The sequence below is a fragment of the Roseateles sp. DAIF2 genome, from assembly GCF_015624425.1.
Lineage (GTDB): Bacteria > Pseudomonadota > Gammaproteobacteria > Burkholderiales > Burkholderiaceae_C > Kinneretia.
This window is the reverse complement of record NZ_CP049919.1, coordinates 67,876-91,561: the sequence shown is the minus strand read 5'-3', so window position 1 is coordinate 91,561 and position 23,686 is coordinate 67,876. Positions and strand designations below refer to the sequence as shown.

At 69.7% G+C, this 23,686-nt stretch carries 27 protein-coding genes; 12 read left to right on the top strand and 15 right to left on the bottom strand.

Translation table 11 applies throughout. From position 1 onward, the window contains the following. Positions 1-99: 99 nt before the first annotated feature. Both G8A07_RS00385 and G8A07_RS00380 read right to left on the bottom strand, forming a co-directional pair. A complete protein-coding gene (locus G8A07_RS00385; protein WP_195795174.1) occupies positions 100-450 on the bottom strand; it encodes an EF-Tu/IF-2/RF-3 family GTPase in 351 nt (116 codons plus the stop codon). A gap of 98 nt (positions 451-548) precedes the next feature. Further along, positions 549-2,873: a helicase-related protein gene (locus G8A07_RS00380; protein ID WP_249937177.1), complete on the bottom strand. Its 2,325-nt coding sequence runs from the start codon at positions 2,871-2,873 to the stop codon at positions 549-551. Between the two features lie 17 nt (positions 2,874-2,890). Here G8A07_RS00380 and G8A07_RS00375 point away from each other — a divergent pair, with 17 nt between their 5' ends. The 5 genes from G8A07_RS00375 to G8A07_RS00355 are packed head-to-tail and all read left to right on the top strand — an operon-like array spanning position 2,891 to position 4,608. Then, on the top strand, positions 2,891-3,109 hold the full coding sequence (locus tag G8A07_RS00375) for a hypothetical protein (RefSeq protein WP_195795173.1): 219 nt from the start codon (positions 2,891-2,893) through the stop codon (positions 3,107-3,109). Then, positions 3,102-3,551, top strand: a complete 450-nt coding sequence (locus tag G8A07_RS00370) for an SRPBCC family protein (protein WP_195795172.1) — start codon at positions 3,102-3,104, stop codon at positions 3,549-3,551. Before G8A07_RS00375 ends, G8A07_RS00370 begins: the two co-directional genes overlap by 8 nt. 17 nt (positions 3,552-3,568) lie before the next feature. Beyond that, the gene (locus tag G8A07_RS00365; protein ID WP_195795171.1) at positions 3,569-3,976 is read left to right on the top strand and encodes a VOC family protein; all 408 of its coding nucleotides are present in this window, start codon (positions 3,569-3,571) and stop codon (positions 3,974-3,976) included. After that, positions 3,966-4,373, top strand: coding sequence for a YciI family protein (locus G8A07_RS00360; RefSeq protein WP_195795170.1), 408 nt, complete (start codon positions 3,966-3,968; stop codon positions 4,371-4,373). The genes G8A07_RS00365 and G8A07_RS00360 overlap by 11 nt, the downstream gene beginning before the upstream one ends. Positions 4,374-4,428: 55 nt before the next feature. Then, positions 4,429-4,608 carry a hypothetical protein gene (locus tag G8A07_RS00355; RefSeq protein ID WP_195795169.1) on the top strand — a complete coding sequence of 60 codons (180 nt, stop codon included), beginning with the start codon at positions 4,429-4,431 and terminating at the stop codon, positions 4,606-4,608. Between the two features lie 12 nt (positions 4,609-4,620). Here the strand turns inward: G8A07_RS00355 and G8A07_RS00350 are convergent, their stop codons facing one another. The 3 genes from G8A07_RS00350 to G8A07_RS00340 form a co-directional block, all read right to left on the bottom strand. Continuing rightward, positions 4,621-5,391, bottom strand: a complete 771-nt coding sequence (locus tag G8A07_RS00350) for a PRC-barrel domain-containing protein (RefSeq protein ID WP_195795168.1) — start codon at positions 5,389-5,391, stop codon at positions 4,621-4,623. A 122-nt stretch (positions 5,392-5,513) separates the two neighbouring features. Beyond that, complete coding sequence (locus G8A07_RS00345) at positions 5,514-6,128, bottom strand: YitT family protein (protein WP_195795167.1); 615 nt, start codon at positions 6,126-6,128, stop codon at positions 5,514-5,516. A 72-nt stretch (positions 6,129-6,200) separates the two neighbouring features. Next, entirely contained in the window at positions 6,201-7,079 is an 879-nt protein-coding gene (locus tag G8A07_RS00340) for an alpha/beta fold hydrolase (RefSeq protein ID WP_195795166.1), read from the bottom strand. Positions 7,080-7,163: 84 nt separating this feature from the next. Between G8A07_RS00340 and G8A07_RS00335 the strand changes: the two genes are divergently transcribed. Both G8A07_RS00335 and G8A07_RS00330 read left to right on the top strand, forming a co-directional pair. Beyond that, positions 7,164-7,757 (top strand): YceI family protein, encoded by a 594-nt coding sequence (locus tag G8A07_RS00335; RefSeq protein WP_195795165.1) that lies wholly within the window; start codon positions 7,164-7,166, stop codon positions 7,755-7,757. Positions 7,758-7,832: 75 nt separating this feature from the next. Continuing rightward, a complete protein-coding gene (locus G8A07_RS00330; RefSeq protein WP_195795164.1) occupies positions 7,833-8,192 on the top strand; it encodes a YciI family protein in 360 nt (119 codons plus the stop codon). A gap of 31 nt (positions 8,193-8,223) precedes the next feature. Here the strand turns inward: G8A07_RS00330 and G8A07_RS00325 are convergent, their stop codons facing one another. The 6 genes from G8A07_RS00325 to G8A07_RS00300 all read right to left on the bottom strand — a co-directional run bounded on the left by G8A07_RS00325 (position 8,224) and on the right by G8A07_RS00300 (position 14,254). Further along, positions 8,224-8,664: a hypothetical protein gene (locus G8A07_RS00325; RefSeq protein WP_195795163.1), complete on the bottom strand. Its 441-nt coding sequence runs from the start codon at positions 8,662-8,664 to the stop codon at positions 8,224-8,226. A 172-nt stretch (positions 8,665-8,836) separates the two neighbouring features. Next, positions 8,837-10,420: an aldehyde dehydrogenase (NADP(+)) gene (locus G8A07_RS00320; RefSeq protein ID WP_195797522.1), complete on the bottom strand. Its 1,584-nt coding sequence runs from the start codon at positions 10,418-10,420 to the stop codon at positions 8,837-8,839. Between the two features lie 2 nt (positions 10,421-10,422). Then, positions 10,423-11,412 (bottom strand): TRAP transporter substrate-binding protein, encoded by a 990-nt coding sequence (locus tag G8A07_RS00315; RefSeq protein ID WP_195795162.1) that lies wholly within the window; start codon positions 11,410-11,412, stop codon positions 10,423-10,425. A gap of 20 nt (positions 11,413-11,432) precedes the next feature. Continuing rightward, positions 11,433-12,698 carry a TRAP transporter large permease gene (locus G8A07_RS00310; protein ID WP_195795161.1) on the bottom strand — a complete coding sequence of 422 codons (1,266 nt, stop codon included), beginning with the start codon at positions 12,696-12,698 and terminating at the stop codon, positions 11,433-11,435. A gap of 1 nt (position 12,699) precedes the next feature. Further along, positions 12,700-13,320: a TRAP transporter small permease gene (locus G8A07_RS00305; RefSeq protein ID WP_195795160.1), complete on the bottom strand. Its 621-nt coding sequence runs from the start codon at positions 13,318-13,320 to the stop codon at positions 12,700-12,702. Positions 13,321-13,330: 10 nt separating this feature from the next. Then, positions 13,331-14,254 (bottom strand): dihydrodipicolinate synthase family protein, encoded by a 924-nt coding sequence (locus tag G8A07_RS00300; RefSeq protein ID WP_195795159.1) that lies wholly within the window; start codon positions 14,252-14,254, stop codon positions 13,331-13,333. A gap of 277 nt (positions 14,255-14,531) precedes the next feature. On the opposite strand from G8A07_RS00300, the gene G8A07_RS00295 reads away from it, so the two are divergent. From G8A07_RS00295 to G8A07_RS00280, 4 genes are all read left to right on the top strand, one after another. Then, a complete protein-coding gene (locus G8A07_RS00295; protein WP_195795158.1) occupies positions 14,532-14,915 on the top strand; it encodes a YciI family protein in 384 nt (127 codons plus the stop codon). Between the two features lie 102 nt (positions 14,916-15,017). Continuing rightward, complete coding sequence (locus tag G8A07_RS00290) at positions 15,018-15,548, top strand: SRPBCC family protein (protein WP_195795157.1); 531 nt, start codon at positions 15,018-15,020, stop codon at positions 15,546-15,548. A 66-nt stretch (positions 15,549-15,614) separates the two neighbouring features. Next, positions 15,615-16,028, top strand: coding sequence for a VOC family protein (locus G8A07_RS00285; RefSeq protein ID WP_195795156.1), 414 nt, complete (start codon positions 15,615-15,617; stop codon positions 16,026-16,028). Positions 16,029-16,032: 4 nt separating this feature from the next. After that, on the top strand, positions 16,033-17,346 hold the full coding sequence (locus G8A07_RS00280) for an RNA polymerase sigma factor (protein ID WP_195795155.1): 1,314 nt from the start codon (positions 16,033-16,035) through the stop codon (positions 17,344-17,346). Between the two features lie 15 nt (positions 17,347-17,361). Here G8A07_RS00280 and G8A07_RS00275 read toward each other — a convergent pair whose 3' ends face one another. Continuing rightward, a complete protein-coding gene (locus tag G8A07_RS00275; RefSeq protein ID WP_195795154.1) occupies positions 17,362-17,976 on the bottom strand; it encodes a DUF2242 domain-containing protein in 615 nt (204 codons plus the stop codon). Positions 17,977-17,984: 8 nt separating this feature from the next. Continuing rightward, positions 17,985-18,947: a LysR family transcriptional regulator gene (locus tag G8A07_RS00270; RefSeq protein ID WP_195795153.1), complete on the bottom strand. Its 963-nt coding sequence runs from the start codon at positions 18,945-18,947 to the stop codon at positions 17,985-17,987. A gap of 110 nt (positions 18,948-19,057) precedes the next feature. Between G8A07_RS00270 and G8A07_RS00265 the strand changes: the two genes are divergently transcribed. After that, positions 19,058-19,735, top strand: a complete 678-nt coding sequence (locus tag G8A07_RS00265) for a type 1 glutamine amidotransferase domain-containing protein (RefSeq protein WP_195795152.1) — start codon at positions 19,058-19,060, stop codon at positions 19,733-19,735. Positions 19,736-20,120: 385 nt separating this feature from the next. Here the strand turns inward: G8A07_RS00265 and G8A07_RS00260 are convergent, their stop codons facing one another. Together G8A07_RS00260 and G8A07_RS00255 are read right to left on the bottom strand one after the other, a co-directional pair. After that, a complete protein-coding gene (locus G8A07_RS00260) occupies positions 20,121-21,302 on the bottom strand; it encodes a VWA domain-containing protein (protein WP_195795151.1) in 1,182 nt (393 codons plus the stop codon). A gap of 73 nt (positions 21,303-21,375) precedes the next feature. Next, positions 21,376-23,679 carry a DUF5682 family protein gene (locus G8A07_RS00255; protein WP_195795150.1) on the bottom strand — a complete coding sequence of 768 codons (2,304 nt, stop codon included), beginning with the start codon at positions 23,677-23,679 and terminating at the stop codon, positions 21,376-21,378. Between the last annotated feature and the right edge of the window lie 7 nt (positions 23,680-23,686).

Below are 23,686 nucleotides of genomic sequence, written 5' to 3'. Positions count from 1 at the left end.
ATGCCTCCAAGGGGTAGATGACCTGTGCCGCGCGAGTTCTAAATTCAGGTCTTGAAGGGAAGACGGTGAAGGGCCTACCGACTTTCCTATCGATGGCGACTACTTGCCCATTCGCTCCAGGGTAACGGGAACCTGGATGCCGAGCACCGACTCCACCGTGGGAACGGTGTTGAAGTTTGATTCGTCAACCAGTGTGCCGACGTGGACATTCACCGATTCCCGATCGAAATTGGCGAGAAGGAGGCCGATCTCAGCACCTGCTATCGAAGTAGGGATCAGCTTCCTGTCGAGTTCAATCGCCTCGACTCTAGCGACGAGGGGGCCAAACTGAGTCAAGAGGCTGACATGGTCTCCCTTGGAGACGGAGCCGCTTTCCACGATGCCATGGAAGACGACGCCTGTACGGAAAATGACAAAGACGTCGTTTGACGTGAATCGAAAGTCGCTCATGACGATGTAGGGGATTCGTTCAACTAGGCTTTTGGTAGACCGTCAACGAAACCTGCGCGCATTCCAGCGCACGACTTCCGGCCGCGTCAGCCCCTGGATCACGCTCGCCGCGGCCCGCCGCGCCCGCCGCCCCTCATCTGCCACAGCGGCTTCTTGCCCTTGAGGTGCCGCTCGATGCCGTCGTTGAGGCGGCCACGCAGGTCCACCACGGCGTCCACGTTGCCGTAGACGCCGGGGAAGCGCAGGTCCAGCCAGAGCCACAGGGTGCAGGAGCGCAGCGCCTGTTCCATGCGGTCCAGGCGGCTGTGCTCGTCCACATCGTCCAGGAACCAGGGCTGGCCCGCCTTGCCGGTGCGGGCATGGCTGCTGGCCCAGTCCAGGTATTCCTGCACCTGGGCCGGCGTGCGGCTGTCCACCGGCGCCTGGGCGTAGATAAAGCGGGTCTTCAGCGGCAGCGCGGCGGCGGCCTGATCCAGCTGGTCGGCCAGCTCCAGCATCTGTTCCAGCTCGGCCACCGCGAAATGGGCGTCGTCCAGGCGCAGCTGCTGCATGAACACGTCCAGCACCGCGCGCAGCCGGGCCAGGCCCAGCTGGGTGGCGATGGTCTGCACATGCCACCAGTTCGGCGCCACAGCGGCCTTGAAGTCGCGCGGCGCCTTCGGGCTGCGGCCCATCTGTTCCTTCAGCACCCGCGCGGCCTGCGGCTCGGCCTCGCGCAGCACGCCGGCGAAGCCCTCGTCGAACATGCCATAGCGACCGGCACGGCCGGCGATCTGGTGCACCTCGGAGACGTCGAGCTTGCGGTCGCCAATGCCGTCGAACTTGGTCAGGGTGCTGAACAGCACGCGGCGGATCGGCAGGTTCAGCCCCATGCCGATCGCATCGGTCGCGACCAGGATATGCGAGGCACCCTCGGCGAAGCGCTCGGCCTCGCGGCGCCGCACCTCGGGCGGCAGCGCGCCGTAGATCACCGAGACCGGATGGCCCTCGGCGGCGATCTGGTCGCGCAGCATCAGCACCTCGCGGCGGCTGAAGGCCACGACCGCATCGCCCTTCTTCAGCGCGGCGATCGCCACCGGCGCATCCATCAGCTGCACCTCCTGCTTGCGCTCGAAGCGTTTGATCTCGCAGCGCTCGCCGGCCAGGCCCAAGAGGTTCTCGATCGCCGGCACCGCATAGGCGGAGCAGATGATGATCAGCTCGCGCGCCGGCACGCCGACGATGGCCTGGGTCCACGCCCAGCCGCGGTACAGATCGAACAGCATCTGCGCCTCGTCGATCACCGCGACGTCGATCGGCCGGGTCGTGTTGACCATCTCGATCGTGCTGGACACCACCTTGGCGCCCTCGGCCGGCACGTTCTCCTCGCCGGTCAGCAGCGAACAGGGCACGCCGCGCCCGACCAGGCGGTCGCGGCCCTCCAGCGCCAAGAGGCGCAGCGGCGCCAGATAGGCGCCGTCCTGGGCCTGGGCAAGGCGTTCGAAGGCGGCATAGGTCTTGCCGCTGTTGGGCGCGCCGACATAGAGCGTGACCTTGCGGCCCAGGCGGCGCGCCTGCTCGAAGCTGTCCGGATAGCCGCGGAAGGCCAGCTCGCTGTTCAGCCGGGCCAGGGTGCCCTGCTCCTCGACCTGGCGTTCCCAGCGGTCCTGGGCCCGGGTGCAGCCGGCCAGCAGGGCCTCGATCGCCTGCGGCGTCGAGCATTCGGCCTGCAGGCGCGGCAGCAGCGAGCCCAGCTGCTCGGTCGTCGCGCCCATCGCCTCGCTGCGCGCCAGCAGCTGATCCAGATGGGCGGTGAGCCGCTCTGCCTGCTCATAAGCGGGTTGCTGGCCCAGCGCCAGACGCAGCGCGTGATGGTCGCCGTCGCGGTAATAGTCCCAGATCGCGGCGATCTGGGCCGGCGCCTCCAGCGCGACGCGGTAGAACACCTGCACCTGCCAGTCCTGGTGCTCCAGCTTCAGGACGCGGTTGCACAGCCGGCTCCAGCCCAGGCCCTCGCGCGCCACGCCCAGCGATTCCAGCTGGGTCGCGCGCTGCTGCATCAGTGCCCGCACCGTCGGCGCGCTGCCGACCACGTCCAGGTGCCGCAGCGCGGTGGCGATCAGGCCCGGCGCTATCCAGCGGCTGGGCCGGGCGCCGGACACCGCCTTCTGGATCAGGATCAGGCCCAGGCGGTCCAGATCGGGCTGCTTGCCGGGGGCCATGCCCTCCTCCAGGTCGGCCGGGCTCAGCACCTGGGGCAGCTGGTAGGCGGCCTGGCGGATGCGCAGCCATTGCTCCGGGCCGACCTCGGCCGGGATGCGGCCGGCATGGCGCGGGTTCGGCAGCGCGAAACCGGTGGGGGCGACGGGCGAGGAGGACTCGGGCGGGGTGGCGGCCTCGGCCGCGGACCCGGGATTGCTGTTGGAAACGGTATCGGACTTCACGGGTGGAAGTGGAACACATGCCGGGCCGCAAGCCGAGCCGGATCTCGGTTGACGCGCCCAAGGGGCTTGGTTTCAATGCGGCGTCGGCAAAAAAGAACGGGAGATTCCTGCGGCCGCTGTCGAAAGGGATCGCGGCCGATCGTCGTCCGTCTGTGCAGCCCGCCGGGCTGCGCCATGCCCATCTGGTTTTTCTTGAACATCGAGCAGGAAGAAAGGAAGGAACAAGCCATGACTAGCAATACCGTTCGTCTGCACCGCGTGCTGCGCGCCACGCCGGAGCGCGTCTACCGCGCCTTTCTCGATCCCGAGGCCTGGGCCAAGTGGCTGCCGCCGCATGGCTTCACCGGCAAGGTGCATGAGATGGACCCCAAGGTCGGCGGGCAGTACCGCATGTCTTTCACCAATTTCACGACCCGGCACAGTCATGGCTTCGGCGGCCGCTACCTGGAGCTGGTGCCGCACGAGCGGCTCAGCTACACCGCGCAGTTCGACCCCGAGATGAAGCTGCCCGGCGAGATGCGCACCACGGTCGAGTTGAAGCAGGTGTTCTGCGGCACCGAGGTGAACATCGTTCAGGAGGGTATCCCGGCGGTGATCCCGGCCGAGGCCTGCTACCTGGGCTGGCAGGAGTCGCTGACCCTGCTGGCCCAGCTGGTCGAGGCCGAGGTCCGGGAGTGATGTAGGGAGGAGCCGCCTTGTTTTCCCATGTCTTCGTCGGTGTGGCCGACTTCGAGCGGGCCCTGGCCTTCTACACGCCGCTGATGGAGCTGCTGGCCCTGCCGCCGCGCTTTGTCGAGCGCGATGCGGCGCGCAGCTGGGCCGGCTGGCAGCCGGCCGGCGGCGGGCGCCCGCTGTTCCTGATCGGCACGTCCTTCGACGGCCGGCCGCACCAGGCCGGCAACGGCCAGATGGCGGCCTTCCTGGCCGCGCGCCGGGACCTGGTGGACCAGGCCCATGGGCTGGCGCTGCGCCTGGGCGGCCGCTGCGAGGGGCCGCCGGGCCCGCGGCCCAAGTACCACCCGCATTACTACGGCGCCTATTTCCGCGATCCGGAGGGCAACAAGATCGGTGTGGCCTGCCATGAGCCCGAACATGACGCGTAGCGCCCCGTCCACCGCCGACGCGCAAGCGACCGAGTTCCTGGTGCTGTCGCGCGGCCAATGGGATCCCGGGCTGTCGCCCGAGGCGATCCAGGCCATGATCGACGCCTTCTACCGCTGGTACGAGCAGGGCCTGGCCGAGGGCAGCCTGCTGCCGGGCCAGCGCCTGGCCCGGGCCGGGCGACGCCTGTCGCGCCGCGGCGTGCTGGACGGGCCCTTCGCCGAGACCAAGGAGCTGGTCGGCGGCTACTGGTTCGTGCGCGCGGCCAGCCTGGAGGCGGCCGCGGCGCTGCTGGCCGGCAATCCTTGCCTGGCCGGCGGCCTGGAGATGGAGCTGCGGCCGCTCGACTACGAGCGCGCCAGCGCCTATGCGCTGAGCTGCGAGCGGCCGCAGCGCTGAGGAAGCGCTGGAACGCGTGGCGTGCGGGCGCTAGATTTGCCGGGAGGGGGAATCGATGATGATCATGATGGCTCAGACCCGGTCGATGATTCCGCGCAGCCCGCCCGGCAATACCCGCCAGCCCGAGGACCCGGAGCCGGGCCTGCTGCCGGTCGATCCGGACCAGGGGCCGCAGGCGCCCGCTCCCGCCGAGCCGGAACCGGATGGCGGCCGGCCGGAGCCGCCGCCCGTCTGAGCGCCCCACCGCTCATTGCCAGCCCTCGTAGTGGCGCTGCACCCGCAACTCCTCGGCCTCGCTCATCAGCGGGCCGGGTTCGTAGGGCGGGCTGGCCTTGAGCGCCTCGCGGCTCAGCCGCAGATGGGCGTGGCGGCCGTTCCAGTCGATGCTGTCGATGACGGCGGGCGAAACCAGCACGCGCCGGCCGGGGAGCCAGTTGCGGGTGTCGACCACCGCATAACGGATCTGCCAGGAGCGGGTGTCGAACAGGAAGTCGTCGACATGGCCGATCGTGCCGTCGCTGGCCTCGATGTGATAGCCGATCACCTCGGCGCTGCTGCGCAGATGCGGGTCACCGGACTCGCGCGCCGCCGCGGCGATCTCGCGCTCGATCTCGGTGGGTACCTGCTGCCCGGCGCCGGGCACCAGCAGGCCGCCGGCCAGCGGATAGGCCTCGCTGCCCCACAGGCCGACGCCCGACCAGTAGTAGGGGTAGCCGTAGTAGTCGTACTGGCTGGCCTCATGCTGGCGCGAGACCGGCCGGTCGGTCTCGATGCCGGGCGCCTCCTGGATCTGCCGGCGCGTCAGCTCGACCGCCAGGCGCCGCTGCGCCGGCTCGACCGCCGCGATCGCATGCGGCGAGATCAGCACCTTGCGTCCGGGCAGCCAGCCGCCGGTGTCGGCCACCAGATGGCGAACCACCCAATGCGCGTCGTCGAAATACACCTCCCTGGCCTTGCCGATGCCGCCATCGCGCGCCGCCAGTTCATAGCCCTTCAGGTCCTTGATGCTGCACAACATGATCGCTGCTCCCGGGTCGAGGGGGCGGGCCGGTCTGCCCGCCCATGCCCTCGACGGGCAAGGCGGATGCCCGCCTACGCCAGCTTTGCTCTGTATCCGGTTGTTGCGTGTGCAGGCCCAGGCTACAGCACCGCGTAGCGACCCGGCCGGTGGTTCACCGCGATGAACAGGTTCATCACCACCGCGGCCTGCACCGAATAGGCGACCCGCGAGGGTTCGACCACGGTCAGCGCCAGCAGCACGATCACGCAGTCGATCGCCATCTGCACCTTGCCGGCGCGCCAGCCCTTGGCGCGCTGCAGGTAGAGCGTCACGATGGTCGCGCCGCCCAGGCTGGCGCGATGCCGGGCCAGGAACAGGCAGCCCGAGCCCAGCAGCAGCCCGCCCAGCACCGCCGCGTAGCCGGGATGCAGGCGCTCGATCGCGAACAGGCGCGGCGAGTATTCGGTCAGCAGCGACAGCAGCGCGATCGCGATGAAGGTCTTGATGGTGAATTCGCGGCCCATGCGGGTCCAGGCGAACCAGTAGAAGGGGATGTTGATCGCGAAGAACAGCTTGCCCAGGCCGATGCCGGTGGCGTAATGCAGCACGAAGGCGGCGCCGGCGGTGCCGCCGGTCAGCAGCCCCACCTGGGCGAACAGGATCAGGGCGAGGGAGACGAACAGGACGCCGGTGAAGATGGCCTGGGCGTCCTCGAACAGGGTGTGCGAGCGGATGGTGGGGTCGTCGATGGTCATGGCAGGTGCGGAATCCGCACGAAGCATGCCACGGCACACCCGCCGCCGTTGTTATATCGATCTGCCTTCCGATTAGGCCCGTGCGGCGGCGTCTCCGATGCCGGCGACGAAGCGCGGCCACAGGCCCGGGGGCAGGTCATGCCCCATGCCGTCGATCTCGTCGATGCGGGCGCCGGGGATGCGGCGCGCCAGGTCGCGCCCGGCCGGCACCGGCACCAGCGGGTCGGCGCTGCCATGGATCACCTGGGTCGGGGCCTGGATGCGCGACAGCAGCGGCGTGCGGTCGGCATCGGCCGCCACCGCGCTGAGATGGCGCAGCAGGCCGCGCGGGCGGTGGCTGCGGCGGATCGCGCGGTCCAGCCGTGCCTCGATCCAGCCCTCCGGCGGCGGATAGGCCGGGCTGCCGATCAGGCGCACGAAGTCGGCGCTGTGCGCCACCAGGCCGGCATGGTCGCGCGGCGGGCGCGCCAGCAGGCCGGAGCGGACCCGCATGCTCGGCCCCGGCAGGCGGCGCGAGCCGCTGCTGGTCATCATCAGGGTCAGGCTTTTGACCCGCTGCGGATGCCGCGCGGCCAGGTGCTGGGCGATCATGCCGCCCATCGAGGCGCCGCAGACATGGGCCCGCTCGATGCCCAGCGCGTCCAGCAGGCCGCGCGCGTCCTCCGCCATGTCGGCCAGGCTGTAGGCGCTGCGCACCGGCAGGTGCAGCAGGTGCAGCAGCGAGGACAGGCCCAGATGCGGCACGCCCAGGTGGTCGAAGCCCTGGCTTAGGCCGATGTCGCGGTTGTCGAAGCGGATCACCCGGAAGCCCGCGGCGGCCAACTGCTCGACGAACTCGTCCGGCCAGCCCACCAGCTGCATGCCCAGGCCCATGATCAGCAGCAGCGGTTCGCCATTGGCGGGCCCATGTTGTTCGACTTCGAGGGTGATGCCGTTGGCGACGATCTGCATCGGCTGGACTCCGTGCCTGTTCTTGTGGTGACGACTCAATGGTAGCGTTCGCAGCCGATCGATGATCCTTTTGGAGACGCAGCAATGACTCGCAAGATCAGATCCACCACAATCGTCGCCGCTGCGGCCTTGCTGAGCCTCGCCGTTTCGGCCGCCCCGGTCGAGTACGAGATCGACCCGCACCACACCTTCCCGAGCTTCGAGGCCGACCATATGGGCATCTCGGTCTGGCGCGGCAAGATGAACAAGAACAGTGGCAGCGTGGTCTACGACAAGGCCACCGGCGCCGGCCGGGTGGAGATCGAGATCGACCTGGACGGCATCGACTTCGGCCATCCGCAGCTCAACACCTGGGCGCGCGGCGGCGATTTCTTCGACGTGGCCAAGTACCCGAAGGCGCTCTACCAGGGCCGCATCGAGCCCGAAACCCAGCCGGGCCGGCCGCGCCAGGTGCTGGGCGAGCTGAGCCTGCATGGCGTGACGCGGCCGGTGAACCTGACCCTGCACTGGATCCGCTGCGTCCCGCACCCGCTGAACAACAAACGCGAGCTGTGCGGCGCCGATGTCAGCGGCAGCTTCCAGCGCGACGAGTTCGGTCTCGGCGCCGGCAAGGACTACGGCTTCAAGATGGATGTGGCGCTGCGCATCCAGGTGGAGGCGCTGGCCAAACAACCATGACCTCCGGCAGGGGCATCGGGCTGTCGTCCACAATCGCCGCTCGTCCTCATTCAGGAACACCCCAGGGAGACCCCGATGTCCTACATGCTGCTGATCATGGAACCCTATGGCCAACGTCAGGAGCACGGCCGCGCCAGAGGCGAGAAGGCCTGCCAGACGATGATGGAATTCGCCGCCGACCTGCAGCGCCGCGGCCTGCTGGAGGGCGCCAACTCGCTGGCCTCCACCAAGAACGCGGCGCGCGTGCAGATGCACGCGCCGGGCAAGTCCCGCCTGATGGACGGCCCCTTCGCCGAGGTCAAGGAGATCATCGGCGGCTACTTCATCGTCAACTGCGCCACCCGCGAGGAAGCCATCGCGATCGCTGAGCAGTGCCCGGCGGCGGAATGGGCGACGGTGGAGGTGCGCAGGCTCGCGCCTTGCTACGAAGACTGACCCTCTAGTGGCCGGCGCGCTGCCGACCCGCTCAAGGCTTCAGCGAAGCTTGGCTGGTGTAGGAGGCGCCCAGGGCGTGAGCCAGCTTCAACGCGGCCAGTTGTGACGGCGTCAGGTCGATCAGCTTGGGATCAACCGTGCGAGCGAACGCGACCATGGCGCCCTCGACCTGCGCATCCTCGACCATCGCGAGTTCGGCCACATAGAGCTCGCGAAAATCCTGACGGGCCTTGGCAACCTCCGCTGCCGTATGTCCATCGGGATTGGCGACCGTGGCCGCCGCCTTGATGGTGCGCTGGTAGACCGAACGCCGCAGGTCATGAAAGGGCTTGGCAGCCTCCAGGGCTCGAGCCTCTGCTTCCTTCTGCCGGGTCGAGTTGAAGCTGAGGACGCTGATCACGACACCCGACACGACACTCAAGACCTGAACCGTCGCCGCGACTAACTCAAGCGTGCTTTTCGCATCGGCCATGTGGGACTCCCCTGGGTGGCGCAAGATCCCGTCATCATCTTGCGGTGGTGACTGGGGACGCTGAAGGGCACAGGCTAATGCAGGTGCCGGCTGGTGGTTTGCGCGGCTGTCCGCTGGCTTGTGGATGAAAGACGAACCGGTCAAGCAAGTGGGCCGGACATCTCGCGGCCGGTCACACCAACGGCGCCTCAACCCTCCCCTCCACCAGCCGCCACAGCCCCAGCGGGTTCGCCTGCTGCAACGCCGGGGGCAGCAGCCAGTCGGGCAGGTCCTGGTAGCAGACCGGGCGCAGGAAGCGCTCGATCGCGCTCGAACCGACCGAGCTGTGCTGCGGGCCGGTGGTGGCCGGCCAGGGGCCGCCATGGACCATCGCGTGGCTGACCTCGACGCCGGTCGGGAAGCCGTTGGCGAGAATGCGGCCGGCCTTGCGTTCCAGCACCGGCAGCAGGCGTCGCGCGATGTCGGCGTCGGTGTTTTGCTCCAGCTGCAGGGTCGCGGTCAGCTGGCCTTCCAGGGCTTCCAGCAGGGTGACGAGTTCGTCGGCATCGCGGCAGCGCAGCAGCAGCGCGCTGGGGCCGAAGACCTCGTCGTGCAGCACCGGGTTGGCCAGGAAGGTGGCGGCATCGGCGACGGCCAGCTGGGCGCTCGGGCCGGTGCTGGCGAGGCGCACGCCCGGCTGTTCGCGCAGCCGCGCGCTGCCGGTCTCGTAGGCGGCCTGGATGCCCGGCGTCAGCATCGGATGGCCCTGGGGCTTGGCGGCCAGGGCGGCGCCCGCCGCGGCGAGGAAGCGCTCCAGCTCGGGGCCGTCGATCGCCAGCAGCAGGCCGGGGTTGGTGCAGAACTGGCCGACGCCCAGGGTCAGCGAATCTGCAAAGCCCTGGGCCAGCTTGTCGGCACGCGCGGCCAGCGCGCCGGGCAGCAGGATCACCGGGTTGATCGCGCTCATCTCGGCATAGACCGGAATCGGCTGCGGCCGCGCCTGGGCCGTGGCCAACAGGGATAAACCGCCGCGGCGCGAGCCGGTGAAGCCGACGGCCTGGATCGCCGGATGCCTGACCAGGGCCTGGCCCAGCGCGACACCGCTGGCGTCGCCATGCAGCAGCGAGAACACGCCCTCGGGCAGGCCGGTGTCGCGCACCGCCTGCTGGATCACGCGGCCGACCAGCTCGGAGGTGCCGGGATGGGCCGGGTGGGCCTTGGCGACGACCGGGCAGCCGGCGGCCAGGGCCGAGGCGGTGTCGCCGCCGGCGACCGAGAAGGCCAGCGGGAAGTTGCTGGCGCCGAACACCGCGACCGGGCCGACGCCGATCTTCTGCAGGCGCAGGTCCGGGCGCGGCAGCGGCTGGCGCTCGGGCAGCGCCGGGTCCAGCACCACGCCCTGCCAGCGGCCGTCGCGCAAGAGCTGCGCGAACAGGCGCAGCTGGTTCATCGTGCGGCCGCGCTCGCCCTGCAGGCGGGCCAGAGGCAGCGCGGTTTCCAGATGCGCGCGCTCCAGCAGCGCATCGCCCAGGGTCAGCAGGCCATCGGCGATGGCCTCCAGCAGGCGCGCGCGCTGCTCCGGCGCGGCCTGGCGGAAGGGGTCGAAGGCGGCACGGGCCAGCGTGCAGGCGGCGTCCACATCGGCGGCATCGGCGCCGCCGAAGGTCTCGGGCAAGGCCTGACCCCGCACCGGGCTCCAGGCCTGCAGGCCGCCGGCCTGGCCGCGCTTCGCGCCGGCGCCGATCAGCAGCTCGCCGGTGATGGGGGCCGTCGTCACGCTCACAGCGAGGCTCCCACCTTGCGCAGCTCGGCGATCTGCGGCGCCTTGGGCAGCCAGATCTTGTCGAACTCGCGCGCCAGCGCGGCGGTGTCGAGGCCGGGTTCGGTCCGGATCGCGAAGGGCACGGCCTTGAATTTCTCGACCAGGCCCAGCTCGGTGGTGACGATGTCCTTGATCTGCGCATCCAGGCTCTGGCGCACCAGGCCGCGGATCAGCTCCTTGTCCTTGGCGTCGAGATCCTTCCAGACGCGGCCCGAGACCAGCGGCGCGAAGGGCATGAACAGCGCGTTCATCTGCAGCATGGCCTTGGCCACCTTGTCGAAGCGCTGGTTCCAGGAGAACTCGATGTCGGCCTCCAGGCCGTCGACCTGGCCGTTGGCCATCGCGTCGAAGACCTGCGGGGTCGGGATCGGCGTCGGCGCGGCGCCCAGCGACTGGTAGAAGTCGCGGTAGACCGGCGTCGGGTTGATGCGCAGCTTCATGCCCTTGATGTCCTTGACGCCGCCGATCTCCTTGGTCGAGAACACCACGCGCATGCCGGTGATGCCCCAGCCCAGGCCGACGGTGCCGGTCTCGCGCGGCAGCGCCTCCAGCAGCTTCAGCGCCGCCTCGTGGCGCACCAGCTTGGCCACGTCGGTGGTCGAGCGCACGAGATAAGGCGCGTTGATCGAGGCGATGCTGGCCACGCGCGAGCCCAGCTCGGCGGCCTGGATCCAGCCCATGTCCAGCGCGCCGGTCTGCAGCTGCTGCATCATCGCCGCCTCGTTGCCGAGCTGGCCGGAATGGAACACGGTGGCGCTCAGGCGGCCGTTGGTCTCCTTCTTCAGCGCCTCGCCGAAGGCCAGGGCGGCGCGGTTCCAGGAATGGCCGGCCGGGGTGATCAGGCCCAGGCGGAACTCCTTGCCCTGGGCGCGGGCCTGGCCGATGAAGGCGGGGGCGGTGGCCAGCGCGGCGCTGGCTTGGACGAAGTGGCGACGGTTCATGGACATGGCGGAGCCTTTCATCAGCTTCAGTTCAGGAGGGAGAGGGACAGGGAGGGGAACAGCGACAGCAGCACCAGCGCGACGCAGCAGATCAGGAAGAAGGGCAGGGTCACCATGAACATCTTCCCGGGCTTGGCGCCGGTGACCGCGGCGGCGACGAAGAAGCTCAGGCCCACCGGCGGGGACATCAGGCCCAGCACCAGGTTGACCACGACGACCACGCCGAAATGGCGCGGGTCGATGCCGTAGATCTCGGTGGCGATCGGCAGCAGGATCGGCACGGTCATGATCAGGCCGGGGATGCCGTCGATCACGGTGCCGATGATCAGGAGGATCACATTGGTGATCAGCAGGAAGCTGACCGGATCCTTGGCCACGGTCTGGATCCAGGCGGCCGCGGCCTGCGGCACCTTGCCGTAGATCAGCAGCCAGGAGAACACCGCGGCCGCGGCGACCAGGAACAGCACGATGGCCGAGTAGACGCCGGCGCGCAGCAGGATCTGCGGCAGCATCGCGAAGCGGAATTCGCGCGTCACGAAGCGGCCGACCAGGGCCGAGACCACCGCACCCACCGCGGCCGACTCGGTCGGGTTGGCGACGCCGCCGAGGATGGAGCCGACGATCACGATCGGGATCAGCAAGGTCGGCGAGGCCTGGACGATGGTGCGGGCGCGCTCGCGCAGGGTCTTCCTCTCGCTGCGCGGGTAGTTGTAGAAGTAGCCCATGCAGGCGATCACGACGAAGAACAGCAGGGTCAGCAGGATGCCGGGCAGCAGGCCGGCCATCAGCATGTCGCCTACCGCGACCTGGGCCAGCACGCTGTAGACCACGAACATCACCGAGGGCGGGATGATCGGGCCCAGCATGCCGCCGTAGACGGTGACGCCGGCCGCGAAGGTCTTGTCGTAGCCCTGCTTCTCCATCTCCGGCACCATGATCTTGGACATGATGGCCACCTGGGCGGTGGCGGAGCCGATGATGGAGGCCAGCATCATGTTGGCCAGGATGTTGACGTAGGCCAGGCCGCCGCGCACCGCGCCGACGAAGCCCATCGCCAGCTCGACCAGGCGGCGCGTGATGCCGCCGCTGCTCATGATCTCGCCGATCAGGATGAACAGCGGGATCGCGATCAGGCCGTAGCTGTCGACGCCGCCGAACATCTGCGAGGGGAAGGACTGCAGGAGCACCTGTGCATCGTTGGCGTAGATGTAGACGATGCCCGACAGGCACAGGCAGATGCCGATGGGCACGCCCAGCAGCATCACGAGGAGGAAGAAGATGCCGGTGCTCATGTCAGTTCACAGCCTCTTCGGCGTTGTGGAGGTCGAAGCCCCTGATCTCGGCGCGCGGCCGCAGGCCCAGGTCCTCGACCAGGTTGGCGGCGGCATGCACGGTGAAGCCGAGGCCGAAGATCGGCAGGATCAGCTGCACCACCCAGGTGGGCCAGTTCAGGGTCTGGGTGCGCTCGGTGTAGAGAAAGTTGAAGCTGTCGGCCGCATAGGCCTTGGCGTCGAAGCCGTAGCGCGCGATGCCCACCGGGTCCATCCAGATCCAGCACATCGCCAGCAGTGCGAGGCCGAACAGGAACACGCCGAAGGTGGCCAGCGCCTTCACGCGCCGGGCATTGCGCTCGGAGAGCCAGTCGGTCAGCAGGGTCACCGCGAAGTCCAGGCGCAGCCGCGTCATCGCCGAGGCGCCGACGAAGCAGAGCCAGACCACGGTGTAGACCGAGGCCTCGTCGACCCAGTAGATCGGCATGCCGGTGTAGCGGGTGACGACGTTCAGCAGGATCAAGAGGGTCAGCAGGCCCATCAGCCCGGTCAGGGCCTGGCGCTCGAGCGCGAGGATCGCGCCGGAGGCCTGCTGCACCCAGCGGGCCCAGAGGTGTCGCGTCGGTGCAGCAGGGTCACTCATGGCGCAGTCCTCAGGCGACGGATTGGTATTTGGCGGGACGGGAGGCCAGTGCCTTTTCCACCACCGCGGTGATGAAGGCGCGCTCCCCGCCGATCAGCGGCAGGCGCGGCTTGCGCATGTGCTCGCTACCGACACCGGCCAGCACGTCGATCAGCTTCAGGTTCTGCACCAGCTTGTTCGACACATCGAGGTGCAGCATCGGCGTCATCCATTGGTAGAGCTTCAGCGCCTCGGCCCATTGGCCGGCCTTCATCAGCTCGAACAGGGCCACGGTCTCGCGCGGGAAGGTGCAGCCCACGCCGGCCAGCAGGCCGTCGGCGCCCAGGGCCAGGGCCTCATAGGCGAGGTCGTCCACGCCGCAGAAGAGCTGGTAGCGGTCGCCCAGCGCATTGCGCAGGTCGGTGATGCGGCGGATGTCGCCGGTGCTTTCCTTGATCGCGGCGATCCACTTGCAGTCGGCCAGCTCCTGCATGTGCTCCGGCTTCAGGTCCACGCGGTAGGCCACCGGGTTGTTGTAGACCATGATGGGCTGCTGCGCGGCCTCGGCCATCGCGCGCACGTTCAGCATCGCCTCGCGGGCGTCGGCCACATAGATGACCGAGGGCATCACCATATAGCCGGCCACGCCGACCTTGTTGCAGGCCTCGATGTAGCGCAGCGCCTCGCGGGTGCTGGTCTCCGAGACATTGGCCAGCACCGGCACGCGGCCCTCGGCGGCCTGCAGCGCGATGCGCGCCACCTCGACCTTTTCCTCCAGGCTCAGGGTGCTGGCCTCGCCCAGCGAGCCGCAGGTGACGACGCCATGGATGCCGTTGCGGATCTGGAAGTCGATGTGCTTGGCGGTGCCTTCGGCGTCGATGCGTTCGTCGGCATGGAACTTGGTGGTGACGGCGGGGAAGATGCCGGTCCAGCGCGGCTGGTGGGCTTGGCTCATGAAGGTCTACTCCTGTCGGGTCGGTGGAGCGGCGGGCCCCGGCTAGGGCTCACCGCGAAGAACTGGTTTAAATATATTTGCTGTATTTCAGCAATACATTGGCGTTAACCAGTACGTATGCCGCACGCCATTCGCACGCGGGTCGTTTCACCGGCGATCTAGGTGTAAACCCTTGATTCTTGAAATTCCTGTCGATCTCGCCGTCGGCCGCCCGTCGTGTGATCAGAGGGCCGATGGGCGGCCCGAGCGACAGACAACAAGCACCAGGAGAAGCACGATGCGATTCATGATCATTGTTCGCGCCACGGCCCAGAGCGAAGCGGGCGTGCTGCCCAAGCCCGACGACGAGCTGATGGTCGAGATGGGCGCCTTCCACGAGGAGCTGGCCAAGGCCGGCGTGCTGCTGGACGCGGCCGGCCTGCGCCCCAGCCGCGACGGCTGGCGCATCCGCTACCAGGACAACAAGCGCCAGGTGGTCGACGGCCCCTTCGCCGAGACCAAGGAGCTGATCGCCGGCTACACCCTGATCCAGGTGCGCTCCCGCGAGGAGGCGATGGAATGGGCGCGGCGCTTCCCGGCCCCCTTCGGCAAGCAAGGCTCGGGCGGCGAGATCGAGCTGCGCCAGCTCTACGAGGTGGAGGACTTCGAGGTTTCCGCCTGAGCGCCACCGGAAAAGTACCACTGACAAATTCCGACACGACCACCCCTCACCATCCCGCCCAGGTTCCAAGACAGACCACCACCGATACCAGGAGCCCACACCATGTTCCAGACCCTCGCCCTCGTGATCCTTGCCGCCCTCGCGCTGCTGCTGATCTACGCCGCCACCCGCCCCGACAGCTTCCGCGTCGAGCGCAGCGCCCGCATCCAGGCCTCGCCCGAGCGGGTCTATGCCCTGATCAACGACCTGCAGCAGCTCAAGCGCTGGAATCCCTGGGAACGCAAGGACCCGGGCCTGAAGGGCACCTTCGGCGGCACGACGGCCGGCGTCGGCGCGGCCTACGGCTGGGAGAGCGCCAAGGTCGGCACCGGCCGCATGGAGATCACCCAGGTCCAGCCCGGCCGGAAGGTCGCGATGAAGCTGGACTTCATCAAGCCCTTCCAGGCGCAGAACCGCGCCGAGTTCGCGCTGCACAGCGCCGGCGGCGCCACCGAGGTGCGCTGGAGCATGGAGGGCCCGACACCCTTCCTGTCCAAGCTGATCGGCGTGTTCGTCAGCATGGACCGCATGATCGGCCGCGACTTCGAGGACGGCCTGGGCCATCTGAAGCAGATCGCCGAACAGGGCGCCTGAGCCGGCGTCCTCCAACCAAGTTTCCTTTCTCCTTATCCTTCAACCAACCCACAGGGAGTTTTCACCATGCATCAACAGATCTTCGTCAACCTGCCGATCAAGAACATGGCCCGCACGCGCGGCTTCTTCGAGGCGCTGGGCTACCGCTTCAACCCCGACTTCAGCAACGAGCAGGCCGCCTGCCTGGTGCTGGGCGAGAACCTCTTCGCGATGCTGCTGGTCGAGGACTTCTTCAAGAGCTTCATCGGCCAGAAGCCGATCGCCAATGCGCATGAAAGCATCGAGACCCTGACCTGCCTTTCCTGCGCCAGCCGCCAGGAGGTCGACACCCTGGTCGCCAAGGCGGTGGCCGCCGGCGGCAAGGTGCCGCGCGCACCGCAGGACCTGGGCTTCATGTACAGCCATGGCTTCGAGGATCTGGACGGCCACACCTGGGAGCTGATGCACATGGGCGACATCGAGCAGGCCAAGCAGGGCTGATCGGATGGCGTCTCGCCCGGAAGAAGAAGAGAAGAAGACGGGCGGCGAGCGCGAGGCTCGCCGCGCGATCGAGGCGGTCTGGCGCATCGAGGCCGCCAAGATCATCGCCGCCGTCGCGCGCATCACGCGCGACGTCGGCCTGGCCGAGGAGCTGGCGCAGGACGCGCTGGTGGCCGCGCTCGAGCATTGGCCCGAGAAGGGTCTGCCGGACAACCCGGCGGCCTGGCTGATGACCACCGCCAAGAACCGCGCCCTGGACCAGCATCGCGCCCATGTGCTGCATGCGCGCAAGGAAGAGGAGCTGGGCCAGGAGATGGCGACCCTGCAGATCGACCACACCCCTGACTTCGTCGACGCGCTCGACGCGGCGCGCCAGGACGATATCGGCGACGACCTGCTGAGCCTGATCTTCACCGCCTGCCACCCGGTGCTGTCCACCGAGGCGCGCGTCGCGCTGACCCTGCGCCTGCTGGGCGGCCTGAGCACCGACGAGATCGCCCGCGCCTTCCTGGCCAGCGAGGCCACGATCGCGCAGCGCATCGTGCGCGCCAAGCGCAGCCTGAAGGACGCCGGCGTGCCCTTCGAGGTGCCGCGCGGCGAGGCGCGCGCCGAGCGGCTGGCCTCGGTGCTGGAGGTGGTCTACCTGATCTTCAACGAGGGCTATGCCGCCACCGCTGGCGACGACTGGATGCGCGCCGACCTCTGCGAGGAGGCGCTGCGCCTGGCGCGCGTGCTGGCCGGCCTGGCGCCTGAGGAGGGCGAGGTGCAGGGCCTGGTGGCGTTGCTGGAGATCCAGGCCTCGCGCCAGCATGCGCGCACCGATGCCGAGGGCAAGCCGGTGCTGCTGCTGGAGCAGGACCGCAGCCGATGGGACCCGCTGCTGATCCGCCGCGGCCTGGCCGCGCTGGCGCGCACCGAGGGCAGCGAGCGCGGCCCCTATGCGCTGCAGGCCGCGATCGCCGCCTGCCATGCACGCGCCAAGCGCGCCGAGGACACCGACTGGGCCGGCATCGTTGCGCTCTACGACGCGCTGTACCGCCTGATGCCCTCCCCGGTCGTCGCGCTGAACCGCGCGGTCGCGGTGGGCATGGCCTACGGTCCGGCGGCGGCGCTGGCCCTGGTCGACGAGCTGGGCGGCGACAAGCAGCTGCAGGGCTACCACTGGCTGCCCAGCGTTCGCGGCGACCTGCTGCTGAAGCTGGGCCGCGGCGCCGAGGCCCGCGACGAGTTCGAACGCGCCGCGCAGATGACGCGCAACGCCCGCGAGCGGGCGCTGCTGATGGCGCGGGCGATGGAGGCGGCTAAAGGCGGCGGCTGAGCGCCCGGCGCCCTGTCAGCGCGAGGCGGTGGCCGCGGCCGCGGCCGTCCGGTCCGCGTTCTGCTCGAGCACCAGGCGCTGCATCAGCGCGAAGAAGCGGTCGTAGAACTCGCCGGCCGGGATGGTCTCGGAGGCGACCTTGACCAGCGAGTCCTGGGTCGAGGACAGCGGCATCGAGATCGAGCCGATCGCGCTGACGCCGATGCTGGTCGAGTTCGGGTTCTTCTTGAGCACGTAGCGGTCCTGCTGCGCCGAGACATAGGCGGTGGAGAGCTGCTCGCCGCGGCCATCGGGCACGCAGACGATGTTGAAGCTGATCTCCACATGCACCTCGCCCTCGGGCTGGAAGCGCTTGCTGCCGTTCACCAGGCCGCCGCCGGCCTGGCTGATCACATAGCCCTGGCTCAGCAGCGCGCGCCGCGCGGCCTCGCAGGTCTCGTCGAGGCTGGCGTCGAACAGGCGCGAGAAGGTCTCGTCGGCCTGAAAACGTTCGTTCTGGTAGACCGGCTTGCGCGGGCGCGAGCCGGCGGCGGAGTCCAGCACCGCGCAGCCGGCCAGCGCGAGGGCGCTCAGCAGGCCGATGAGGCAGGCAGCGGACCGCCGCAGGGGCGTCGTCGTCTTGGTCGGCATGGCCGGCATTATCCCGTGCCGCCCGAGGCCCCCGGCCCGCCGGCCCGATGTAAAGCCTCGGCCGCCATGCCCAGATGTTCGATCAGCGCGCGCGAGGCCGCCGCCAGCCGGCGATGCGGCGCATACAGCAGCGAGAATGGCCGCGTGCGCCCGCTGGCGGCCGGCAGCAGCTCGACCAGGCTGCCGCGCCGCAGCCGCTCGGCGACCACGAAGTCATAGCTCTGGCAGATGCCCAGGCCCTGCTCCGCCAGCGACACCAGGCCCAGCACATCGTCCTCGACCCGCAGCGCCGCCGGCGGCAGCCAGTCCAGCGCCGCGCCCTGCGCATCGCGCAGCAGCCAGGGCGCGAGCCGGCCGGTGCTGGGCATCACGAAGGCCAGGCAGCAATGCCCATCCCGCTGCAGCTGCTCCAGCGTCGCCGGCATGCCCTTGCGCGCCAGATAGGCGGGCGAGGCGACCAGGCGCAGCGGCGCGTCCTCCAGCTTGCGCGCGACCAGGCCGCTGTCGGGTAGCTGGCCTAGGCGGATCGCCAGGTCGAAGCCCTCGGACACCAGGTCCACATTGCGGTTCGCGATGCTCAGCTCGACCTGCACCTGCGGATGCCGGTGCACGAAGCCCTCCAGCAGGCGCGGCAGGCGGTAATGGCCGTAGGTGGTGGGCACGCTGAGCCGCACCCGGCCGCTGAGCGCCTGCTGGCTGCCCTGCACCGCGTTCTCGGCCTCGGCGATCAGCGCAAAGGCCTGGCGCGCCTGCTCCAGGTAGTCGCGCCCGGCCTCGGTCAGGCTCTGGCGCCTTGTACTGCGGCGCAGCAGCTGCACGCCCAGGCGCGCCTCCAGCCGCGCGATCGCGCGGCTGATCACCGAGGGCGTGGTGCCGAAGGCCACCGCGGCCGCGCTGATCGAGCCCCGGTCCACCACCTGCAGCAGGGCCTCGACATCGTTCAGGTGCTCGAAACGGCGGCCCTGGCTCATCCTGCTTCTTGCCTTTCAAGAACAAATCATTTCGCGCCGAGCCAGTTTATCGCCGCAGAAGCGATCAATACAGTGGATCCCATCGCATCAACCAACGGAGATCCCCGATCATGAAACCCGTTCTCTTCGTGCTGACCAGCCATGGCGTCAAGGGCAGCACCGGCCAGCCGACCGGCTTCTACCTGGGCGAGGTGACGCACCCGCTGGCGGTGCTGCAGGCGGCCGGCATCCCGGTCGAGTTCGCCTCCATCCAGGGCGGCGAACCGCCGATCGACGGCCTGGACCTGAACGACGCCACCAATGCCCGCTACTGGGCCGACGAGGGCTTTCGCGCGGCGATCCGCGCCACGCATCGGCTCGACACCCGGCGCGCCGAGGACTATGCGGCGATCTTCTTCGCCGGCGGCCATGGCGCGGTCTGGGACTTCCCGGACAGCCCGGCGGTGCAGCGCCTGACGCGCGAGATCTACGAGGCCGGCGGCGCGGTGGCGGCCGTGTGCCATGGGCCGACCGCGCTGGTGAACGTCCGGCTGAGCGACGGCCGCTATCTGGTGCAGGGCAAGCGTGTCGCGGCCTTCACCGATGAGGAGGAGCGGGCGGTCCAGCTGGAGCATGTGGTGCCCTTCCTGCTGGCCAGCACCCTGGTGCAGCGCGGCGCGCGCCATGAAGCGGCGCCGGACTGGACGCCCCAGGTGGTGGTCGATGGCCGCCTGGTGACCGGCCAGAACCCGCAATCGGCCACCGGCGTCGGCGAGGCGTTGCGAAACGTTTTGTTACCGACTGCCTGATTTCGACGGTCGGATCGGCGCCCGGCGCGGAGCGCGTCGGGCGCGTTTTTTTGGGTCTCCCCTTTTTTGAGCCCCGGTCCGCACCTTTTCGGCGGGCCGTTTCCGGGTCTCCCCTCTTTTTGCCGGTTTTCCGCGGCCTGTTTTTCGGGGTCTCCCTTGTTTTGGCGCGCTTTTCGGCCTTCTCCGGCCCGAGCTGAAGGCGCTGATGAGGAAAGGAAATCGGTATCTCGGAATCACCGGATTCCGGTAAACAAGGAGGTAAGGAAACAAGGAAAACCTGCATCCTTGATTCCAAGAAAGCTTGTTGCCGCGATCGCGCAGGGCCAAGCCCGGCCACTGAGGTGGTGGCCGGCTTCGGAGCCGATGAGAACGAGAGAAAAAGGCCTCAGCGACCCTGGGTCACCAGGCCCTGGCCGGCGGCCCAGGCGGCCACGTCGTCGCGGCGAATGGCCGCGGCCATCAGGCCCGGGAAGGCATCGGGCGTGCAGGCGAAGGAGGGCACGCCCAGCGCGGCCAGCTTGACCGCGAGGCCATGGTCATAGGCCGGTGCGCCCTCGTCGCTCAGGGCCAGCAGGGTGATGAACTGGACCCCCGCCTCGACCAGCTCGGCCGCGCGCTGCAGCAGCTTCTCCTCGACGCCGCCCTCGTAGAGGTCGGAGATCAGCACCAGGATGGTGTTGCGCGGCTCGCGGATCACCGACTGGCAGTAGCCGACCGCGCCGTTGATGTCGGTGCCGCCGCCGAGCTGCACGCCGAACAGCAGGTCCACCGGATCGTCCAGCTGTTCGGTCATGTCGACCACCGCGGTGTCGAACAGCACCAGCCGTGTCGCCACGGCCGGCAGCGACGCCATCACCGCGCCGAAGATGCTGGCGTAGACGATGGAGTTGGCCATCGAGCCGCTTTGGTCGATGCACAGCACGATCTCGCGCTGCGGCCGCCGCGCCTTGCGCCCGTAGCCCAGCAGGGTCTGCGGCACCACGGTGCGGTACTCGGGCTGCCAATGGCGCAGATTGGCGCGGATGGTGCGGTGCCAGTCGATCTCCGCATGGCGCGGGCGCCGGTTGCGCTGGCTGCGGTCCAGCGCGCCGCGCACGGCCGAGCGCATCGGCTCCTCCAGCCGCTGCAGCAGCGCATCGACGACCTGCCGCACGACCCGCCGCGCGGTCTCCTTGGTGCCCTGCGGGATCACGCGCGACAGCGCCATCAGCTGGGCGACCAGATGCACATCGGGCTGCATGTTCTGCAGCATCTCCGGCTGCAGCAGCATGTCGCGCAGCTGCAGGCGTTCCAGCGCGTCGCGCTGCATCACCTGGACCACCGAGCTGGGGAAATACTTGCGGATGTCGCCAAGCCAGCGGGCCACCTGCGGCGCCGATCCGCCGCGGCCGCCGCGCGGGTTGCGCAGCCCGCCGGGGCCGTCGGCCTCGTAGAGGGCGGCCAGGGCCTGGTCCATCTCGGCCAGCGCCCCGCCCAGTCCGCCGCAGCTCGCCTCGGCCTCGCCGCCCAGGGCCAGGCGCCAGCGGCGCCGGCGTTCGTCGTCGTCGATCATTTGGTCATCGCTCATTGGTGCACCCTTCGGCCTGCGGCCTATCCCGCCAAGCGGGAGCAAGCTTGCTTGGGGCGGCCCGGCGCGGCGCTCACGCCGGCATCCCCAGCAGTTGGCGCAGCAGCGGCAGCGGCAGCGCGGCGCGTGCCTCGTCCCAGGCCGGCGGTGTCGGCGCGGCATCGGCGGCGCGCGGGCCCCGGCCGGCCAGCTGGCCGAGGTCGCGCCGCTCGCCCGGGCCGAAGGCGGCGAAGCTGCGCCGCACCAGCGGCAGCACGCGCAGGAAATGCTCCTCGCTCAGGCCGGTCAGCCAGCCGTCCACCAGCCGCCAGACGGTGGCGTCATGCAGCAGCACCAGGGCATTGCGGTTCAGGAAGCCGTCCAGCCAGGCCGCCGCCCGCGCCGGTTCGGTACCGACCGACAGATGCAGCGACAGCGCGACGCCCGCCCGCTCGGCGGACCAGACGCCCTCGTCGAGCAGCAGGCGGGTGCACAGGCCCTGCAGCAGTTCATGGCTGCCCTGCTGCGCGGCCACCAGGCCCAGCGCATGGCGCCAGGCCTCGCTCTGCGCCTCGCCCTGGCGCAGGCCGACCGCCGCATGGGCCGCCAGCAGCTGGTCCCGCAGCCGTTCGGCCGCCTCTTCGTCGATCGCGCCACAGGCCAGCGGCAGGCTGAGCGCGGCGCGCAGGATCAGGCGGTCGAGCACATGGCCGACCATCGCCGCATCGGTCTGCCGCACATTGCCGTAGCGGAACACATTGGCCAGCGGCGGCAGCGCCGCCATCAGCTGCGCGGCGTCCGCACTGTGCGCGGCGCGGTCCTCCAGGGTCTGGCTGACCCGGGTCACGGCGTCCGGCAGATCGGCCAGCAGCACCGCGTCGACCAGGGCCGACAGCGCCCCCAGGTCGGCGGCCTCGGCCGCGCGCAGCGCGGCGCGCGCCGTGGCCGCCTCGGGCAAGGTCTGACCCCATTGGCTGGCCTCGATCAGGCGCAGCGCGAACTCGGGCCGCCATTGCAGGGTCCAGACCTCGTGGAAGCTGCCGCGCGAGCCGCGGCCCAGGCGGCCGAGCCGGCCCCAGGGCAGGTCCAGCAGGTTCAGGCGGTGCAGCAGCCGGCTGCGTGCCAGGTCGTTGGGCTGGCGCAGGTCCAGGTCCAGCGTCTTCTCCAGCGCCTCGGGCTTCAGTCGCAGCGACTTCTGCAGCTGCTCCAGCTCGCGCTGCAGCGGCACGGTGGGCACATCGTCGGGCACGCGGCCGAGGCGGTCGCCGACCACCAGCGCGGCGTCGATATAGCGCAGCAGCGCGTCGTCGCCCAGGGTCAGCACCGCGCGCGTGGCCTCGTGCAGCTCGTCCAGCCCGGGGGCCGGGCGGTCGCGCAGCGCGGCCAGGCTGTCGGCCAGCCGGGCCGCCTCGATCAGGTGGGCGCTGGAGCAATCCAGGTCGCGCTCGCGCATCAGCCGCGCGACGCGGGTCAGCCATCCGATGGCGCGGGGGCTCTCCCGCTCGGCGCTGCGCCACAGATGCTCGTACCAGCCCGGCGACGCGATGCCGGCGCCGTAGCCGCTGGCGCGGGTCAGGTGGCCGTAGGTCCAGGGCACCCAGGTCGACTGCACCTTGAGCTTGGGCAGGCTTTTCAGCGAGTCCTTCAGCAGGGCCTGGTCGGCCTTGGCCGTGCTCGCGGCGCGCAGCCCGCCCAGGTGCCAGGCGCCGCAGACGACCGCGATGCGGCGAAAGCCCTCCTTCTGCGCCGCCCGCAGGCATTGCCGCATATGGGCCTCGCGCAGCGCCTCGCGTTGGGCGTCGGCGGCGCTGCGCGGGCGTTCGCCGCCCTCGGCGCGCAGGGTGCACATCGCCTCGTCGATGGCGGCGAACAGCTGCTCGCCATCGCCGCGCTCCTCGACCATATGGTTCCACCAGGCCTCGCCGTCCGCATAGCCGGCGGCCCGGGCCAGCCAGTGCAGCGGGTCGCGATGCGGTGCCTCTTCTGCTTCCCCCCCTTCCGGCCCCGGCGGTTCCGCCGGCGCGGGATCCGCGGCCGCGTCGCGCTCGGCCTTGTCCAGCGCCAGCGCATGGTTGAGCGGCAGGTCGATGAAGCGCGCCGGCACCGCTTCGGCCTGGGCCCAGCGCAGCGCCTGCCATTCCGGCGAGAACTCCGCGAAGGGGTGGTAGACCGCTAGCCCCGGCTCGTCCGGGCAATAGCTCAGCAGCGCCACCGGGGGCTCCATGCCGGGCTGCAGCAGGGCCGGCAGCAGGGCCTCCCCCTCGGGCGGCCCCTCGACGAGCAGGCAGTCCGGCCGCAGCGCCCGCAGCGCCCGCAACAGGCTGCGCGCGCAGCCGGGGCCATGGTGGCGGATGCCGAAGAAATGCAGCAACTGCGGCGGCGCTTGGTCCTCGCTCATCGCCGGT

What these genes read in the sequence shown, in the direction of transcription:
- G8A07_RS00385 (WP_195795174.1), bottom strand. Translation starts at nt 450, where the DNA reads ATGAGCGACTTTCGATTCACGTCAAACGACGTCTTTGTCATTTTCCGT.
- G8A07_RS00375 (WP_195795173.1), top strand. Translation starts at nt 2,891, where the DNA reads ATGCCGGGCCGCAAGCCGAGCCGGATCTCGGTTGACGCGCCCAAGGGG.
- G8A07_RS00370 (WP_195795172.1), top strand. Translation starts at nt 3,102, where the DNA reads ATGACTAGCAATACCGTTCGTCTGCACCGCGTGCTGCGCGCCACGCCG.
- G8A07_RS00360 (WP_195795170.1), top strand. Translation starts at nt 3,966, where the DNA reads ATGACGCGTAGCGCCCCGTCCACCGCCGACGCGCAAGCGACCGAGTTC.
- G8A07_RS00355 (WP_195795169.1), top strand. Translation starts at nt 4,429, where the DNA reads ATGATGATCATGATGGCTCAGACCCGGTCGATGATTCCGCGCAGCCCG.
- G8A07_RS00350 (WP_195795168.1), bottom strand. Translation starts at nt 5,391, where the DNA reads ATGTTGTGCAGCATCAAGGACCTGAAGGGCTATGAACTGGCGGCGCGC.
- G8A07_RS00345 (WP_195795167.1), bottom strand. Translation starts at nt 6,128, where the DNA reads ATGACCATCGACGACCCCACCATCCGCTCGCACACCCTGTTCGAGGAC.
- G8A07_RS00340 (WP_195795166.1), bottom strand. Translation starts at nt 7,079, where the DNA reads ATGCAGATCGTCGCCAACGGCATCACCCTCGAAGTCGAACAACATGGG.
- G8A07_RS00335 (WP_195795165.1), top strand. Translation starts at nt 7,164, where the DNA reads ATGACTCGCAAGATCAGATCCACCACAATCGTCGCCGCTGCGGCCTTG.
- G8A07_RS00330 (WP_195795164.1), top strand. Translation starts at nt 7,833, where the DNA reads ATGTCCTACATGCTGCTGATCATGGAACCCTATGGCCAACGTCAGGAG.
- G8A07_RS00325 (WP_195795163.1), bottom strand. Translation starts at nt 8,664, where the DNA reads ATGGCCGATGCGAAAAGCACGCTTGAGTTAGTCGCGGCGACGGTTCAG.
- G8A07_RS00315 (WP_195795162.1), bottom strand. Translation starts at nt 11,412, where the DNA reads ATGTCCATGAACCGTCGCCACTTCGTCCAAGCCAGCGCCGCGCTGGCC.
- G8A07_RS00310 (WP_195795161.1), bottom strand. Translation starts at nt 12,698, where the DNA reads ATGAGCACCGGCATCTTCTTCCTCCTCGTGATGCTGCTGGGCGTGCCC.
- G8A07_RS00305 (WP_195795160.1), bottom strand. Translation starts at nt 13,320, where the DNA reads ATGAGTGACCCTGCTGCACCGACGCGACACCTCTGGGCCCGCTGGGTG.
- G8A07_RS00300 (WP_195795159.1), bottom strand. Translation starts at nt 14,254, where the DNA reads ATGAGCCAAGCCCACCAGCCGCGCTGGACCGGCATCTTCCCCGCCGTC.
- G8A07_RS00295 (WP_195795158.1), top strand. Translation starts at nt 14,532, where the DNA reads ATGCGATTCATGATCATTGTTCGCGCCACGGCCCAGAGCGAAGCGGGC.
- G8A07_RS00290 (WP_195795157.1), top strand. Translation starts at nt 15,018, where the DNA reads ATGTTCCAGACCCTCGCCCTCGTGATCCTTGCCGCCCTCGCGCTGCTG.
- G8A07_RS00285 (WP_195795156.1), top strand. Translation starts at nt 15,615, where the DNA reads ATGCATCAACAGATCTTCGTCAACCTGCCGATCAAGAACATGGCCCGC.
- G8A07_RS00280 (WP_195795155.1), top strand. Translation starts at nt 16,033, where the DNA reads ATGGCGTCTCGCCCGGAAGAAGAAGAGAAGAAGACGGGCGGCGAGCGC.
- G8A07_RS00275 (WP_195795154.1), bottom strand. Translation starts at nt 17,976, where the DNA reads ATGCCGACCAAGACGACGACGCCCCTGCGGCGGTCCGCTGCCTGCCTC.
- G8A07_RS00270 (WP_195795153.1), bottom strand. Translation starts at nt 18,947, where the DNA reads ATGAGCCAGGGCCGCCGTTTCGAGCACCTGAACGATGTCGAGGCCCTG.
- G8A07_RS00265 (WP_195795152.1), top strand. Translation starts at nt 19,058, where the DNA reads ATGAAACCCGTTCTCTTCGTGCTGACCAGCCATGGCGTCAAGGGCAGC.
- G8A07_RS00260 (WP_195795151.1), bottom strand. Translation starts at nt 21,302, where the DNA reads ATGAGCGATGACCAAATGATCGACGACGACGAACGCCGGCGCCGCTGG.
- G8A07_RS00255 (WP_195795150.1), bottom strand. Translation starts at nt 23,679, where the DNA reads ATGAGCGAGGACCAAGCGCCGCCGCAGTTGCTGCATTTCTTCGGCATC.